The 14,958-nt window shown below is 65.2% G+C and carries 15 protein-coding genes; 4 read left to right on the top strand and 11 right to left on the bottom strand.

Features of this window, described 5'->3' with window-relative positions:
• Nucleotides 1-105: 105 nt before the first annotated feature.
• From ACTIF2_RS08575 to ACTIF2_RS08540, 8 genes are all read right to left on the bottom strand, one after another.
• A complete protein-coding gene (locus ACTIF2_RS08575) occupies nucleotides 106-1,629 on the bottom strand; it encodes a Do family serine endopeptidase (protein WP_439496635.1) in 1,524 nt (507 codons plus the stop codon).
• 121 nt (nucleotides 1,630-1,750) lie between these two features.
• A complete protein-coding gene (locus tag ACTIF2_RS08570; protein WP_439496634.1) occupies nucleotides 1,751-1,942 on the bottom strand; it encodes a DUF2065 domain-containing protein in 192 nt (63 codons plus the stop codon).
• Between the two features lie 19 nt (nucleotides 1,943-1,961).
• Entirely contained in the window at nucleotides 1,962-2,879 is a 918-nt protein-coding gene (gene hflC, locus ACTIF2_RS08565) for a protease modulator HflC (RefSeq protein WP_439496633.1), read from the bottom strand.
• Nucleotides 2,876-4,054 carry an FtsH protease activity modulator HflK gene (gene hflK / locus ACTIF2_RS08560; RefSeq protein ID WP_439496632.1) on the bottom strand — a complete coding sequence of 393 codons (1,179 nt, stop codon included), beginning with the start codon at nucleotides 4,052-4,054 and terminating at the stop codon, nucleotides 2,876-2,878. Before hflK ends, hflC begins: the two co-directional genes overlap by 4 nt.
• 150 nt (nucleotides 4,055-4,204) lie before the next feature.
• Entirely contained in the window at nucleotides 4,205-4,729 is a 525-nt protein-coding gene (locus ACTIF2_RS08555; RefSeq protein ID WP_439496631.1) for a dihydrofolate reductase, read from the bottom strand.
• Nucleotides 4,726-5,238 carry a GNAT family N-acetyltransferase gene (locus ACTIF2_RS08550; RefSeq protein WP_439496630.1) on the bottom strand — a complete coding sequence of 171 codons (513 nt, stop codon included), beginning with the start codon at nucleotides 5,236-5,238 and terminating at the stop codon, nucleotides 4,726-4,728. The genes ACTIF2_RS08555 and ACTIF2_RS08550 overlap by 4 nt, the downstream gene beginning before the upstream one ends.
• On the bottom strand, nucleotides 5,235-6,029 hold the full coding sequence (locus ACTIF2_RS08545; RefSeq protein WP_439496629.1) for a thymidylate synthase: 795 nt from the start codon (nucleotides 6,027-6,029) through the stop codon (nucleotides 5,235-5,237). The genes ACTIF2_RS08550 and ACTIF2_RS08545 overlap by 4 nt, the downstream gene beginning before the upstream one ends.
• A gap of 263 nt (nucleotides 6,030-6,292) precedes the next feature.
• Complete coding sequence (locus ACTIF2_RS08540) at nucleotides 6,293-7,441, bottom strand: LacI family DNA-binding transcriptional regulator (RefSeq protein WP_439496628.1); 1,149 nt, start codon at nucleotides 7,439-7,441, stop codon at nucleotides 6,293-6,295.
• Between the two features lie 25 nt (nucleotides 7,442-7,466).
• Here ACTIF2_RS08540 and ACTIF2_RS08535 point away from each other — a divergent pair, with 25 nt between their 5' ends.
• Genes ACTIF2_RS08535 through ACTIF2_RS08520 form a run of 4 tightly spaced genes read left to right on the top strand, consistent with a single transcriptional unit; the run spans nucleotide 7,467 to nucleotide 12,115 of the window.
• Entirely contained in the window at nucleotides 7,467-8,849 is a 1,383-nt protein-coding gene (locus ACTIF2_RS08535; protein ID WP_439496627.1) for an ABC transporter substrate-binding protein, read from the top strand.
• Nucleotides 8,850-8,897: 48 nt separating this feature from the next.
• Nucleotides 8,898-9,800 (top strand): carbohydrate ABC transporter permease, encoded by a 903-nt coding sequence (locus tag ACTIF2_RS08530; RefSeq protein ID WP_439496626.1) that lies wholly within the window; start codon nucleotides 8,898-8,900, stop codon nucleotides 9,798-9,800.
• Nucleotides 9,797-10,639, top strand: coding sequence for a carbohydrate ABC transporter permease (locus ACTIF2_RS08525; protein ID WP_439496625.1), 843 nt, complete (start codon nucleotides 9,797-9,799; stop codon nucleotides 10,637-10,639). The genes ACTIF2_RS08530 and ACTIF2_RS08525 overlap by 4 nt, the downstream gene beginning before the upstream one ends.
• A gap of 27 nt (nucleotides 10,640-10,666) precedes the next feature.
• A complete protein-coding gene (locus tag ACTIF2_RS08520; RefSeq protein ID WP_439496624.1) occupies nucleotides 10,667-12,115 on the top strand; it encodes an FAD-dependent oxidoreductase in 1,449 nt (482 codons plus the stop codon).
• A gap of 64 nt (nucleotides 12,116-12,179) precedes the next feature.
• On the opposite strand, the gene ACTIF2_RS08515 is transcribed toward ACTIF2_RS08520, so the two are convergent.
• The 3 genes from ACTIF2_RS08515 to ACTIF2_RS08505 are packed head-to-tail and all read right to left on the bottom strand — an operon-like array spanning nucleotide 12,180 to nucleotide 14,942.
• Nucleotides 12,180-13,451: a TRAP transporter large permease gene (locus tag ACTIF2_RS08515; protein ID WP_439496623.1), complete on the bottom strand. Its 1,272-nt coding sequence runs from the start codon at nucleotides 13,449-13,451 to the stop codon at nucleotides 12,180-12,182.
• On the bottom strand, nucleotides 13,451-13,921 hold the full coding sequence (locus tag ACTIF2_RS08510) for a TRAP transporter small permease (RefSeq protein WP_439496622.1): 471 nt from the start codon (nucleotides 13,919-13,921) through the stop codon (nucleotides 13,451-13,453). Before ACTIF2_RS08510 ends, ACTIF2_RS08515 begins: the two co-directional genes overlap by 1 nt.
• A gap of 10 nt (nucleotides 13,922-13,931) precedes the next feature.
• The gene (locus ACTIF2_RS08505) at nucleotides 13,932-14,942 is read right to left on the bottom strand and encodes a TRAP transporter substrate-binding protein (protein ID WP_439496621.1); all 1,011 of its coding nucleotides are present in this window, start codon (nucleotides 14,940-14,942) and stop codon (nucleotides 13,932-13,934) included.
• Between the last annotated feature and the right edge of the window lie 16 nt (nucleotides 14,943-14,958).

The raw sequence follows: 14,958 nt of genomic DNA, 5'->3' as shown, positions 1-14,958 counted from the left end.
CCGCCCGGGGCGGCCAATGAAAATCGCTCATCGAAGTGATCAGCGATCCCCAAAGAAAAAGGGCGGCCACAGGAGCCGCCCTCGATCCTGGGAAAGGCCCAGCGGTCAGTTCATCGACACCGCGACGAAGCGCACCTCGCCCTGCGCATTCGAGACCAGAAGCAGGGCGGATTTCTTGCCCTCCTTCTTCAGCGCGTCCAGGCGCTTGGTCACGTCCTCGGGCGAATTCACCGCCTCCTGGCCGACCTCGACGATCAGCTCGCCGATCGAGATGCGCTTGTCGGCGGCGTTGGAATTGGGATCGACCTTGGTGATCACCACGCCCTTGGTGCCGTCCTTGATCGAGTAGCGCTTCTTCAGCTCCTCGGTCTGCGGCGAGAGCTCGAGGCCGAGCGCGGAGGTCACCGCCGGCTTCGCCGGTTCGGCATTCGGACGGGCCGAGGCCGGCTGGACCTTCTCGCCATCCTCGAGCCGGCCGAGCTTGATCGTCTTGGTCTCTTCCTTGCCCTTGCGGATGATGAGGACGGGCACGTCCTTGCCGACGGCGGTGCTGGCGACGATGCGCGGCAGGTCGCGGGAATCCTTGACCTCCTTGCCGTCGAACTTGACGATGACGTCGCCGACATCGAGCCCGCCGGGCTTGGCCGGCCCCTTGTCGTCCACGCCGGCGATCAGCGCGCCGCGCGCCGTGCCCAGCCCGAGCGCCTCGGCCGTGGCGTCATCGACGCTCTGGATGCGGACGCCGAGCCAGCCGCGCCGCGTCTCGCCGAACTCGCGCAGCTGATCGACGATGTTGGTCGCGAGCGAGGACGGCACCGCAAAGCCGATGCCGACCGAGCCGCCGGTCGGCGACAGGATCGCCGTGTTGATGCCGATGACCTCGCCCGCCATGTTGAACAGCGGGCCGCCGGAATTGCCCTTGTTGATGGCCGCGTCGGTCTGGATATAGGTGTCGTAGGGGCCCTGCTGGATGTCGCGGTTACGGGCCGAGACGATGCCGGAGGAGACCGAGCCGCCGAGGCCGAACGGGTTGCCGATCGCCATCACCGGATCGCCGATCCGCATCTTGTCGGAATCGCCGAACTTGACGGATTCGAGCGGCTTGTCGTGCTTCACCCGCAGCACCGCGAGATCGACCTTGGTGTCCTTGCCGATGATCTCGGCCTTCAGGCGCAGGCCGCTGTTGAAGATCACGGTGATCTCGTTGGCGTCGCCGATGACGTGGTTGTTGGTGACGATGATGCCCGACGGATCGATCACGAAACCGGATCCGGCCGATTGCGAGCGCCGCTGCTGCGGCGGCTGGGCCGGCCCCTGGCCCTGCTGGCCCTGGCCGCGACGGTTGAAGAATTCCTCGAACAGATCGCCGAACGGCGTGTCGGGGCCGAGCTGCGGCAATTGCGGCAGCGTGCGGTTGCGGGAATCGCTGGTGGTCACGGCCGAGATATTGACCACGGCCGGCATCACGCGCTCGGCGAGGTCGGCGAGCGAGAGCTGCCCCGTCGCCAGCGGCGACGCGGCGGTCGGCGCCTGGGCGAGGACGGCGACCGGAGCCAGCGGCAGCGCGACCATGCTGGCTGCGAGCGCGACCCGTGCGAGGCGGGAAGCGGAGACGATTTTCAATGCCATCGGTGTCCTCGTGAAGAAACGGGCCGATCTTGCGGCCGAAAACGCTAGGCCAGAGATTGAACCTCAAAATGCGGCGGAAGGGCGACACACGATCATGTCACCTCCCGCCGCCAAGCCTATCCTAGCCGCCGCCGCGCGCCAGCCAGACCAGCAGCACGCCGAGCAGCGCCGAGCCGATGCCGATCAGCCGCATCCGCTCCGGCGGCGTCTCCGCGGCGCTGCGCAGCGCGTCCTTCGCCAGGTTCGGAATCGCTGCGAACAGGATGCCTTCGATGGCGAAGACGAGGCCGAGCGCCGCGATGAAATCCAGCATGCGCGACGCTCGCTATCGATCAGGGTCTAGCCGTCGGAGCCGGCGCTGCCGCCGCTCCATCCGGGCGCCCCGCAGGATTGTTGAAATAGCGGAAGAAAGGCGAATCCGGCGAGAGCAGCATTCGCGTGTCGCCCGCCTTCATGCTGGCCTCATAGGCCTGCATCGAGCGGTAGAACGTGAAGAACTCCGGATCCTTGCCGAACGCCTCGGCGAAGACCTTGTTCCGCTCGCCCTCGCCCTCGCCTCGGACCTCGTCGGAACGACGCTGCGCCTCGGCGACGATGACGGTCGCATCGCGATCGGCCCTGGCGCGGATCTCCTGCGCCTGCTGGCCGCCGAGCGCGCGTGCTTCGGCAGCCTCTCGCTGGCGCTCCGTCTGCATCCGCTGATAGATCGCCTGCGAGTTCGCCTGCGGCAGATCGACCCGGCGCAGGCGCACGTCGACGACGGTCATGCCGAAGCGCGCGGCCTCCCGGTTCACGTCGTCGCGGATCCGGATCATCAGCCGCGAGCGATCCGTGCGCACCATCGCCGTGAAGGTTGCCTCGGCGAGGACCGAACGCACCTGACCGTTGACGATCGAGGCGAGCTGGGAATTTGCCCGCGGGATGTTGTTGACCGCCTGGTAGAAGCGCAGCGGATCGGAGATCCGATAGCGCGTGAAGGCATCGACCACGAGCCGCTTCTGGTCCGAGGCGATGATTTCCTGGGCCGGCAGGTCGAGGTCGAGGATGCGGTTGTCGAGCAAGGTCACCTGTTCGAAGGGCGCGGGCAACTTCAGGTAGAGGCCCGGCTCGGTGACGACGCTGCGCACCGCGCCGAAGCGCAGCACGATGGCGGACTGGGTCTGCTGGACGACGAAGGTCGCCGCGTAGAAGATGATCGCGGCGGCGGCGAGGACGACGAAGGCGCCGATGCGCAGAGCGGAACCGTTCATCGGGTTGCTCCCGTCTGCGGCGCGGGCGGCGCAGGGCGCCGTTGCGGAAGTTCGTTCAGCGGCAGATAGGGCACGACACCCTGTCCGTTGCCGCGCTGGTCGAGGATGATCTTGTCGGTGCCGCCGAGCACGCGCTCCATCGTCTCGAGGAAGAGACGCTCGCGGGTCACCGCCGGCGCGTTCTTGTACTGGTCATAGACCGCGTTGAAGCGGCTGGCCTGACCATAAGCTTCCGCCACGGTCTGCTCCTTGAAGGCCTCGGCAGACTGGATCAGCTGGGCCGCGCGACCACGCGACTCCGGTACGACGCGGTTGGCATAGGTCTGCGCCTCGTTGCGCAGACGCTCCTGGTCGGCGCGCGCCGCCTGGACGTCGCGGAAGGCGTCGATGACCTGCTGCGGTGGGTCGACCTTCTGTAGCTGGACGAGGCGGATCTGCACGCCCGCATTGTAGCCGTTGAGGGTCTCCTGCATGAGCTGGCGCACTTCGGTCTCGATCGCGGCACGGTCCGTCGTCAGGACCGGCTGGATGTTGCGCTGGCCGATGACCTCGCGCATGGCGCTCTCGGCCACCGCCTTCACGGTGCCCGGCGGATCCTGGATGTTGAAGACGTAGTTTTCCGGCGCGGCCGGATCGATCTGCCACTGCACGATCACGTCGATATCGACGATGTTCTCGTCGCCGGTCAGCATCAGGCTCTCTTCGCCGACATCGGTCTGGCGCGAGGTGCGCACGGATTCGACGGTGCGGAAGCCGACCTCGGTGGTGACGACGTTGGTCACCTGCGGCTTGATCACGCTGCCGACCGGATAGGGCCAGTTGTAGTTCAGGCCTTCGCCGGTCTTGCCGACGAACTTGCCGAAGCGGAGATTGAGGCCGACCTCGTTCGGGCGAACGATGTACCAGCCCGTCAGGAGCCAGATCACGATCAGGGCGAGGATGCCGAGCACGAGGCCGCGCCCGCCGAGATTGCCGCCCGGCAGCAAATTCTTCAGCCGGTCCTGGCTGCGCCGCAGGATTTCTTCCAGATCAGGCGGAGAACCGCCGCCACCGCCGCTGCCGCCGGGGCCCTGGCCCCAGGGGCCACCGCCCCCGCCGCCGCCACTTCCTCCACGCTGGCCCCAGGGGCCACCGCCCCCGCCGCTGCTACCGCCGCTCTGGTTGCTCCAAGGCATACTGTCGCCGTTCCTCACATCTGTACCACACGTGCCATAGGCGAACGGCGGCTGTTTGTCAGCGTCCTTACGATACGCGAGCCCGTGACTTGGTCATCGGACACGGATTCGTCAACGACGCAAGCCCTTCAATGTCAATGCAAAGTGCCGTTATGACCGGCGGCGAAACGTCGCGAAGGTGAACGGATGTTCATCTTCGGGGCCTTGAGGATGGGCCTCCTGTGCAATCAGCTCGAACGCCGCCCGGTCCCATTCGGGAAAATGCGCGTCGCCCGGCGGCTCGGCATGGACCAGCGTCAGCTCGAGCCGGTCGGCCCGCGGCAGGGTCTGGGCGTAGATGTCCGTGCCGCCGGCGATGATGACGGAATGCGCGCCCATGGCCTGGCCCAGACGCTGCCCCTGCTCCAGCCCCTCATCCAGCGAATGCGCGACATGGACGCCGTCGGCGCTGAAGCCTGGGTCCCGCGTCAATACGATCGTTTCGCGGCCCGGCAGCTTCTTGCCGATCGAGAGAAAGGTCTTGCGGCCCATCAGCAGCGGGCAGCCATTGGTCAGACCGCGAAAATGCCGCATGTCGGTCTTGAGGCGCCAGATCAGGCGATTGTCGTCGCCGATCACGCCGTTGTCGGCAACCGCCGCGACGAGGACGAGCGGCAGCCCCGCCGACCCGCTCATGCCCCTTGCTCCAGGCGCTCTTGCTCCGGGCGCCCTTGCCCCAGCCGCGCCAGTGCATCGCCTTCCAGCCGCTTCACCGTCCATTCGGCTTGCGCCGTCGCTCCCAGCGAGCGGTAGAACACGCGCGACGGCTCGTTCCAGTTCAGCACCCACCAGGCCAGCCGCGGCAGGCCCTCATCGACGCAGCGCTTCGCCAATCCTGCGATCAGCGCCTTGCCGATGCCGCGGCCGCGATGCTCGGGCCGGACATAGAGGTCCTCCAGCCAGATGCCGTGCCGGCCCGAGAAGGTCGAATAGGTGTAGAACCAGACGGCGAAGCCGGCCGGAGCGCCGTCCCACTCGGCGATGTCGCAGGACACTTTGGGGTCCGGCCCGAACAGGGCCTGCGCCAGATCCTCCTCGCTGGCCGTGACCTCGTGCAGCAGCTTCTCGTATTCGGCGAGCTCCCTGATGAAGCTCAGCACGAGTCCGGCCTCATTGGGCCGGGCGGAACGGATGGAGAGCGTCATACCGCGATCGGAGCCTTGATGCCGGGATGCGGATCGTAGTCTTCGATCACCACATCCTCGAACTGGAAATCCTCGAGCCGCGTCACGGCCGGGTTGAGCCGCAGCACCGGCAGCGACCGCGGCTCGCGGCTGAGCTGGAGCCGGGTCTGGTCGAGATGGTTCACATAGAGATGCGTGTCGCCGAAGGAATGCACGAAATCGCCGACGCCGAGGCCCGTCACCTGCGCCACCATATGCGTCAGCAGCGCATAGCTCGCGATGTTGAAGGGCACGCCGAGGAAGACATCCGCCGAGCGCTGGTAGAGCTGGCAGGACAATTTCCCGTTCAGGACGAAGAACTGGAACAGGCAATGGCAGGGCGCCAGCGCCATTTTCGGGATGTCGGCCGGGTTCCAGGCCGAGACGATCAGGCGCCGCGAATCCGGGTTGCGCTTGATCTCGCTCACCAGCCAGGCGAGCTGGTCGATTGTGCTGCCGTCGGGCGCCGGCCAGGAGCGCCATTGCCGGCCGTAGACGGGGCCGAGATCGCCATTGGCGTCGGCCCATTCGTCCCAGATCGTGACGCCGTTCTCCTGCAGGTAGCGCACATTGGTGTCGCCGCGCAGGAACCAGATCAGCTCATGGATGATCGATTTCAGATGCAGCTTCTTGGTCGTCACCAGCGGAAAGCCCTGCGCCAGGTCGAAGCGCATCTGGTGGCCGAACAGGGCGAGCGTGCCGGTGCCGGTGCGGTCGTCCTTGCGGGTGCCCTCGGTCAGGACGCGTTTCAGGAGGTCGTGATACTGGCGCATGGCCAAGCAATAACCGGATTCGGTGGCTCGCCCCAAGACGCGAGCGTGCATCATCCAAAGCGATCGATGCGCGGGTGGCGCATGACGAGCGGCCAGCCTTATCCAGACCTGCGACGCATGGCGGCCACTACCCTGCCTTGTCCGGCGCGAAATCCCGCATTTGGTCCTGCGCTACCCGGACCTCTCAGTGCTGTGGCGCTCGCTACATCGCGCCGGTCAGTGCCTGCTGGTAACGCGCTTGAAGTGTAAGGCATGCGAAGCGATCAGCGCCCGCGTCCCGGGGGCAGCAAGTCAGGAGCGCGCCCACAGGAGGCTCGCAAAATCAGCCTTGAGGGCACTGTTTGCCGGCTGCAGCCGGCATGGTGTGGATCCCGCAATCTGCGCAGGAGCAAAGCAGCAGCCGCTTCGCCCATCATGCCTATATCGCGATCGATCACCGTCAACGGCGGATCGAAAAGAGCCGATGACGTGTTTTCGTCCGCCCCGACGAATGAAAGCTCGTCGGGAACGCGCAGGCCAAGTTCGCGAATGGCACGAAGAGACCCGAACATATTCTGGTTCGAGCAGACGATCAGCGCCGTGGGCCGTGACGGCAGCGCCATCAATTCCATTGTCGCGCTAAACCCGTCATCGACCGTCGGCGGTGGTTCTCGATTGTACCGCTCCAGCTCTTCCAAACCGAGTTTCAATGCCGTTTCGAAGAATGCATGGGCGCGTCGGCGTGCCGGCCTGATCGTCATTGGGCCGTTGATCAGGCCGATCCGTCGATGACCGAGGCCAGCGAGGTACGTTACGAGTTCCGACATGACCGGCTCGTGCTCGCAGAGCACCGCATCCACAGGCACGGGAAGATCGCGATCAATCACCACGATCGGCACGCGTGATTTTTCGACGGCTCGTGAAATGACTTCAGACGTCTCGTCCGACAGCAGGGCGATGATGCCGTCGACGACATTGGCCTGAAATTGCTCCAGGTAATGCGCTTCCTTGTCGAGGTCGAAGCGCGTGCTCGCCACGAGCATGCGAAGGCCGGCCGCCGCCAGGCTCGCCTCGACCGATTGCGCGATCAGGGCGTTCAACGGGTTGGTCAGGTCCGGCAGCAGGAAACCGATCGTGCGCGTCGTGCTGCTTCGCATCCCCTGCGCGATGGCGTTCGGCCTGTAGTTAAGCTCGGTCATTGCTGCGAGCACTTTGCCGCGTGTCTCTGCCAGGACGCGCGGGCTGCCGTTGACCACCCGGCTTACGGTCATGCTCGACACGCCAGCGAGCCTTGCGACTTCGTCGATCGTAGCTGGACGAGGCACGTCACGATCCCAACAGGCGGCAAGTGCGCCGGAACTGAAGTAACTATCACGCACCGACCAGCGCGCAAGCCGCGTCAAAACCCTGAATTTCTCTCCCAAACAGTTCATGTTGACGTTAACATGGCGCCATGAAATGGTACATAAGTCGCGCAGACGACGCAGAACCGGGCAGCGGTCGTGCGATCCAGGGTGGAGGCCCATGATGAGCAGTTTGTTTGAGACACGTCGGGCAATCCTTGCCGGCAGCGCCGCCTTGGCGACGTCGACGCTTCTGGCGGGCGTGTCCAACGCGCGGGCCCAGACGAAGGCTTTCGACGGCCAGTCGATCGTCCATTGGTCGTTCCTGAGCCCCGAAGGCAAATCGGTCCGGGAGCAGGCCATCAAGCTCAACGAGGAGGCGTTCCGGAAAGAAACCGGCATCAACGTCTCCTTCGAGATCTATCCTTTCGCTGAACTCGCTCGTCGCCTGGTTGCAGCGGTCCAGGCAGGTACGCAGCCCGACATCTCGCGCGTTGGCTGGGAGTCGATTCCGATGGTGTCGCGCGCAGGTGCTCTCGCCCCGCTCGACGCGTATATCGAGAAGGCGTTCGACGCCGAACAACGCAAGGATTTCCTGATCGACTATTCGCCGGCTCTGCTGACGAACGGGCAGAAGACGACGATGCAGCTCGAGACCATTTCGCATGCGCTTTTCGTGCGAAAGGACTGGCTGGAGCGCGCCGGAATGCAGCCGCCGAAGACCTGGAACGACGTGGTCGAGTTCGGCAAGAAGGTCAGCGGCGACGGGCGCTGGGGCTACGGGTTCTTCGGCGGCAAGCAGCAGCTCGTTCACGCGGTCTATCTGCAGCCGCATATTCACGGGCGGGGCGGCCGTATTCTGGACCAGGCGGGCAAGGCGAGCTTCACCGACGATGCGGCGGTACGCGCCTACAAATTCCTGTCCGACTGCGTGCACGTCCACAAGATCTCGCCGCCGGACGTGGTCAATATGAGCTGGGAGGACCAGACCGACGCCTTCCGCACCGGCAAGCTCGCCATGTTCATCGACGGGTCGCATCGCTATCGCGATCACGCGCGCGCCGTCGGCGCGGAGAACATCCTGCTCGTCGAGATCCCCTCCGACGACCCGGCCAAGCCATCGCCGACGCCCATCACAGGCTGGTCGATGGGCATCCCGAAAGGCGCGAAGAAGGCCGACGCAGCCTGGGAATACATCCAGTTCTATCTCAGGCCCGAGGTCCAGGCCGCCAATGCGCGGATTGCCGGGGCGCTGCCCTCCCGCCGCAGCGCCGCCCGCGACCCCTACTTCCAGTCGCCCGAAGCGGCCTATCTGCAGTGGTGGCTCGATTACACCGCAAAGAGCAGCGAGCCGATGATCAATATCCCCACGGCCAACCGGTTGACGGAGGCCATGGTCAACGCGCTGCACGAGGTGATCCTGAAGCCCAACAGCGACATCGCAGCCGTCCTGCGGCGGGCGGCGGCTGGATATGACCGCATCGCGCAGCAGCAGTAAGACCGTGCCGGAGACGAAAAGCCCGCTTGTCGGTGGCCGATGGCTGTCATGACCATGGCTGCAGCAGGATCACGCCGCTCGCCGCGACGCGCGAAGATCGATCTGTTTCCTTACGCGTTGATGGCGCCCGGTCTCATCCTGGTGCTGTTCGCGACACTCTACCCGGTCATCTTCGTCGCGCAGTACAGCCTCTCCGCGACGAAGGTTTACGAGATCGTCCGCTTCGTCGGGACGGCCAACTACACCTTCCTGCTGACCGACGAGAGATTCCTGGAGAACCTCTGGAACACCGCCGTCTTCGTGATCGTCGGCGTCGCCCTTTGCTGGACCTTCGGCCTTGCCCTGGCGCTGGCACTGCGCCGCCAGAGCTGGGGCACGGCAGTGCTTCGGGCCGTCGTCCTGGTGCCGTGGGTCACCAACCAGGTCGTGCTCGCACTGATGTGGAAGCTGCTGCTCGGCGGCGAGTTCAGCCCGCTGAACGACCTGCTGCGCTGGGCGGGATTGCCGCCGATCAACCCCTTCATCAGCCTCGAGCAGGCGCTGCCGACGCTGACGGTCATCAACGCCTGGCGCGCGACCGGCTTCGCCATGCTGATGCTGCTCGCCGGGCTTGCCGCCATTCCCAAGGAGGTCGACGAGGCGGCGGAGGTCGACGGGGCCACGAAGCTGCAGCAGATCCGCTACGTGATCATCCCGATGCTGCGGCCGATCTCGATGGTCTGCATCGTCACGCTGATGATCAGTTTCTTCAATGTCGCCGTCCTGCCGCTCGTCCTGACCGGCGGCGGCCCGCTGAACGCGACGGAGCTCCTCAGCATCCGGCTTTACCGCGAAGGCTTCGAGAATTTCGATATTGCGCTGGCCGCGACGCTCACCGTGTTCCTGATCGTGATCGAGCTGGCGCTGGCAGCGCTGTATTTCCGCCTGGTGAAGGCCGGAGCACAGCCATGACAACACCGTCGGATGCCCTCTCCTCTCCCGGAACGACCGCGCTACGCGGCGTCTTCATGCTCGGCGTCGGCGCCGCCATGCTGCTGCCCTTTGCTCTGGCGCTGGCAACCTCACTGCAGCCCGCCGGCGCTCCAAATGCCGGCACCTTCCTGCCCTGGCCGATCTCGCTCGACAATTATGCAGCCGTGCTGCGGGGCGGCTTCGGCCGCTTCATGCTGAACAGCGCGATCGTCGCCGGATGCAGCATTGCCGTCGTGCTGTTCGTCTCGGTTCACGCCGGCTATGTCGTCGCGCGCTACGAATTCCGCGGCAAGAACGTGCTGCTCTTCGCCATCCTCTGCGGGATGGCGCTGGGCGAGCTGTCCGCGGTCATTCCGCTCTATTTCTTCGGCAGCCAACTCGGGATTCTCGACACCTATGTGATCCTGGTGCTGGCCAACAGCGCCTTTATTGCGCCGCTCGCGATCTGGTTCCTGCAAGGCTATTTTCGCTCGATCCCGGTGCAGCTCGACGAGGCCGCGCTGATCGACGGCACCGGCCGCCTCGGGGCGCTCTATCGTATCGTCTTGCCGGCCGCGAAGCCCGGCCTGGTAACCGTCAGCCTGCTCGCCTTCATCGGCGCCTGGAACGAGGTCCTGCTCGCCCTGGTCCTCACCTCGTCGGAAGGCATGCGAACGGCGCCGGTCGCCCTGCATTTCTTCATGACGGATTACGGCGTCCAGTGGGGCCCGCTCACCGCCGCGGCGGTGCTCACGACGCTGCCCGTCCTGATCCTGTTTCTTTTGCTGCAGCGCCATTTCGTGCGCGGCCTGACGGCCGGCGCAACGACCGGCCTGTGAATCGCGCTAAAATTGGAGAGCACCTCGATGCGGATGCGCAAGGAATTCGACGTCGTTGTCGTTGGCGGCGGAACGGCGGGAGCCATTGCTGCCATTGCTGCGGCGCGTACCGGCGCCCGGACACTGGTGATCGAGCAGTACGGCACGATCGGCGGCGTCCTGACGCTGGGGCAGTCGGTGTTGGGCGCTGCCGACAATGAAGGCTACCTGGCCCTCGGTGGCATTGGCGGGGAGCTTTTCGAGCGCCTGGCTGCCAATGATGGTGGCACGCGCACGAGTATCGACTCGTTGCTGGGCTCGATCACCGGTCAGGACCCCGAGGCGCTCAAACTGACCTTGCTCGACATGGCGGCGGAGTCGGGTGTGAACTTCCTGCTCCATAGCTTTGTCGTCGATGTGCTGAAGGACGGTGAGAGGATTTGCGCCGTCACGGTCGCGAACAAGGCCGGCCTGGAGATCATCCCCGGTCGTACCTTTGTGGACTGTTCGGGCGATGCGGACCTTGTCGCGCGCGCAGGCGGGCAATTCACGAAGGGGCGGCCCCTCGACGCTGCAACGCAGCCGGTCTCGGCGATTTTTCGGCTTGGCAGCGTCGATGTCGGCGCCACGCTCGATTACCTCGAAGCGAACCCGCACGACATCTGCGACGCAGAAGGCTTCTCTGGGAGCAAGCACACGATCGAGCATTTGCGTTCGACCCCGGCAGCGCAGATCGTCGGGTTCAACACCCTGATTTCCCAGGCGCGAGCCGCGGGCGAATGGGACGTGCCCGTCGAATGGCTCACGGTCTACACGCTCCCGGGACGTAGTGAGGTGGGTATAAATGCCACGCGCGTCCATGGCATCGACGGCACCGACCCCGATGACCTGACGCGAGCCGAGATCGAGACGCAGCGCCAGGTCGCACAGGTGACCCGCTTCCTGCGGAAATACGTGCCTGGCTTCGAGCGCGCGCGGCTGCTCGCCAGCTCGTATCAGGTCGGCATTCGCGAGACGCGCCACATCGAGGGCGGCTATACGCTCACCGCTGACGATGTGCTGGCAGGATCGGATTTCGAGGACCAGATCGGGCGCGGCGCCTATCCGCTCGACATTCATGACGTGAAGCCTGGCACGCTGGTGATGAATCGCAGCGTCGAGGGGACCGGCATCACCTACTACTCACTGCCAAGATCCTATGGGATTCCGGCCCGATGCCTGATGCCGGTCGGCTTTGACAACCTGCTTGTCGCCGGGCGGTCGATCTCGGCCACGCACGAAGCAGCCGGTTCTATCCGAGGCCAGGCCGTCTGCATGGTGACAGGCCACGCGGCTGGCACGTTGGCTGCGCTTTCGTCACGCCTCGACAAGGCGCCCACCGACATTGGCACATCCGCGCTCCAGTCCACTCTTCGAGAACAGGGCGCGATCATCGAGCGCGTTTCAGAACATCGCATAGAGGCCCGGACGGCGGTGAGTTCTTCGGGACCGGCGTAAGACGGGTCGAAGGCCGCGGCAGCCTTGGGTAGGATTGAACTGTGGGTCGATCCTGCGCCCTGTCTCATCCCAACAGCCTTGGCGCGACCAGCGATATCCAAGGTACAAAGGCGATGACGAACAGCGCCAGCACCAACAGCAGGAACATCGGAACGAGCGGACCATTGGCCTTGTTCACGTCGACCTTGGCGATCTTGCAGGTGATCAGCACGAGCACGGCGACAGGTGGCGTCAGGGAGCCGAGAAGCACGCCGAAGACCACCACCATCGCGAAGTGATAGGGGTTGAAGCCGTAGCTCTCGGCGATCGGCTGCAGCACCGGGACCAGCATCACCATGGCTGGGATCGGCTCGATGAAGATGCCGACGACGAGCAGCACGGCGAGGATCAGCACCATCACGATCCATGGCTGGCTCGTCATCGCCTGCAGCCAGTCGGCGATCATCACCGGAAGGCCTTCGCGTGCGACGATCCAGCCGAACAGCGCGGCGCCGCCGAGTATGACCATGATGCTCGACGAAACGATCGCGGCCTCGGTCAGGTTGCCCATCAGCTGTCTGAGCGTGCTGCGGCGCGTCAGCAGGGCATAGGCGACGCCATAGGCCACCGCGATGACGCCCGCCTCCGTCGCCGTGAACAAGCCCGACATGATGCCGCCGACAATGATCGCAGGCATCACCAGGGCAGGCACCGCATCCCGGGCCGCGACGGCGACCTGGGCCAGTGTCGCACGCCTGTAGGTCTTCAGGACGTTCCGCCCCGCCATCACATAGACCGCCGCCATCATGATCAATGCGATCAGGATACCTGGGCCGATGCCGGCCAGCAGCAGCGTGCCGATCGAGAGCCCTGTCATTGCGCCGTAGATCACCATGACGACGCTGGGCGGGATGACGGGCCCCAGGATCGCGCCGGCGGCGTTGATCACGGCAGCGTCCTCCGGCCGATAGCCGTCCTTCTTCATCTCCGGGATCAGCATGGACCCGACCGCGGCGGCGGATGCCGCGGCCGAGCCGGAGATGGTCGAGAACAGGACGTTCGTGACGATGGTGACATGGCCAAGGCCGCCGCGCAGATGACCGACCAGCGCCCGGGCCAGCCCGATCAGGCTGCCGGTGATGCCACCGACATTCATGACCGACCCGGCGAGGATGAAGAGCGGGATCGCCAGCAGCGGAAACGAGTCGAGCGAGGAATACATCTTCTGCGGCAGCACGATCAGCGGCACGGAGCCGTCGATCAAAAGCGCGGTGACGGCCGCCAACCCCATCGAAAATGCAATCGGCATCCCGATCGCGATGAACAGCATGAGGGATAGGACGAGGGCCCAGAGCATCAGTCGAAGCCTCCGACGCTCTGGCCTTTGGGCCGGGCGAGCAGCACGAGAACGGAGAGGGCCGCAGAGAACGGAATCGGCAGGAAGAACCACAGCCGCGACAGACCGAGCGCCGGCGAGGTCACGTTCACGCCCCGCAGCATGAAGGCGTAGCCGGCCCAGGCCAGGACCGCGCAGAACGCGACGGAACAGACGAGATTCGCGCCGTCCTTGAGCTGCTGGGCCCGGGGATCCGGCGTCGGCAGGACGTCGACGACGATCTCCTCATGCTGCCAGAGCTGCACCGGCAGGCCGAGCAACATCGACCAGACGAGGAGGAGCACGATCAACTCCTCCGTCCAGAACATCGGCAGGCCCAACGCGTAGCGGTTGATCACCTGGACCAGCGTGAGCAGGATCATCGCGGCGAAGCACCCCGCCGCGACGATCTTGATGACGGCAACGAGCCCGCCGGTCAGCCTGCGGATCATGGCCGCGCCGTCACAGCTTGCGGATACGCTCGAGCACGTCCGCGCCTTTCGAGGCGGCGGCGAACTCGTTCTGGAGATTGGCCAGCACGTCCGCGAACGGCTTCAGATCCGGCTCGTTGAGCTGCATCTTCCCCTCGCCCGTCAGCTTGACGAGCGAGGCCTTCTCCCGCTCGAAATGCTGGGCGCGCTGCTCGAGCGCCGCGTCCTGTGCCGCCTTCAGGATCAGGTCCTGATCGGCCTTCGGCATCTTGGCGAACAGCGAGTTGCTGATGGCGAAAGAACCGTCGAGCAGGATGTGACGGGTCATCGAGAGGTATTTCGTCACGTCGTAAATCTTGAAGGTATAGGCGACCTCGGCCGTCCCTTCCATCGCGTCGACGACGCCGGTCTGCAGCGCGGCATACATCTCGGGCGCCGGGATTGGAGTCGGGATCGCGCCCATCGTCGCAAAGGTCTTCACGAAGACCGGCGCCTCGGGCAGGCGAACCTTGACGCCCTTGAAGTCGGACGGCTGCGTGATCGGCTTGCTCCGCAGATAGGTGTAGCGGTAGCCCGTCACCATCCAGTTGAGGATCTTGATGTTGGCCTTCTTCTCCAGAGACGCCGCGAGCGAAGCCCCGACATCGCCATCGACCGCCTTCTTCCAGTGCTCGAAATCGCGATAGAGATAGGGCAAGGCCACGACACCGAATTCCGGCACGTAATTGGCGTAGAGGCCGGATTCACCGAAGCCCATATCGAGCGTGCCGATCGAGACCGACTCGATGATCTCGCGCTGGCCGCCCATCTGGGCAGCGGGCAGAACCTGTATGGTGATCGCGCCTTTCGAGGCCTCCGCGACCTTGCGGGCGAAGATCTCGGCGGCCGCGTGCTGCTCGGACTGGATCGGCAGGTGATGGGCGAGCCGGATCGTTCGCTTGCTCTGCGCGCGAACGAGGCTCGGGGCCGCAAGCGTTGCCAAGGCGGCGGCGCCGGCGGCAGACATCAGGCTGCGGCGGTCGATGGTGGTCTTGCTCGTCATGATGATGGCCCTCCCC

It is taken from the genome of Allobosea sp. (assembly GCF_051860145.1).
Lineage (GTDB): Bacteria > Pseudomonadota > Alphaproteobacteria > Rhizobiales > Beijerinckiaceae > Allobosea.
This window is presented reverse-complemented; position numbering and strand designations above follow the sequence as displayed.

Excerpts from the sequence above, each read along its gene's own strand:
- ACTIF2_RS08510 (WP_439496622.1), bottom strand. The coding sequence starts at position 13,921 with ATGATCCGCAGGCTGACCGGCGGGCTCGTTGCCGTCATCAAGATCGTC.
- ACTIF2_RS08575 (WP_439496635.1), bottom strand. The coding sequence starts at position 1,629 with ATGGCATTGAAAATCGTCTCCGCTTCCCGCCTCGCACGGGTCGCGCTC.
- ACTIF2_RS08530 (WP_439496626.1), top strand. The coding sequence starts at position 8,898 with ATGACCATGGCTGCAGCAGGATCACGCCGCTCGCCGCGACGCGCGAAG.
- ACTIF2_RS08535 (WP_439496627.1), top strand. The coding sequence starts at position 7,467 with ATGGTACATAAGTCGCGCAGACGACGCAGAACCGGGCAGCGGTCGTGC.
- ACTIF2_RS08545 (WP_439496629.1), bottom strand. The coding sequence starts at position 6,029 with ATGCGCCAGTATCACGACCTCCTGAAACGCGTCCTGACCGAGGGCACC.
- ACTIF2_RS08505 (WP_439496621.1), bottom strand. The coding sequence starts at position 14,942 with ATGACGAGCAAGACCACCATCGACCGCCGCAGCCTGATGTCTGCCGCC.
- ACTIF2_RS08515 (WP_439496623.1), bottom strand. The coding sequence starts at position 13,451 with ATGCTCTGGGCCCTCGTCCTATCCCTCATGCTGTTCATCGCGATCGGG.
- ACTIF2_RS08570 (WP_439496634.1), bottom strand. The coding sequence starts at position 1,942 with ATGCTGGATTTCATCGCGGCGCTCGGCCTCGTCTTCGCCATCGAAGGC.
- hflK (WP_439496632.1), bottom strand. The coding sequence starts at position 4,054 with ATGCCTTGGAGCAACCAGAGCGGCGGTAGCAGCGGCGGGGGCGGTGGC.
- ACTIF2_RS08550 (WP_439496630.1), bottom strand. The coding sequence starts at position 5,238 with ATGACGCTCTCCATCCGTTCCGCCCGGCCCAATGAGGCCGGACTCGTG.
- ACTIF2_RS08525 (WP_439496625.1), top strand. The coding sequence starts at position 9,797 with ATGACAACACCGTCGGATGCCCTCTCCTCTCCCGGAACGACCGCGCTA.
- hflC (WP_439496633.1), bottom strand. The coding sequence starts at position 2,879 with ATGAACGGTTCCGCTCTGCGCATCGGCGCCTTCGTCGTCCTCGCCGCC.
- ACTIF2_RS08540 (WP_439496628.1), bottom strand. The coding sequence starts at position 7,441 with ATGAACTGTTTGGGAGAGAAATTCAGGGTTTTGACGCGGCTTGCGCGC.
- ACTIF2_RS08555 (WP_439496631.1), bottom strand. The coding sequence starts at position 4,729 with ATGAGCGGGTCGGCGGGGCTGCCGCTCGTCCTCGTCGCGGCGGTTGCC.
- ACTIF2_RS08520 (WP_439496624.1), top strand. The coding sequence starts at position 10,667 with ATGCGGATGCGCAAGGAATTCGACGTCGTTGTCGTTGGCGGCGGAACG.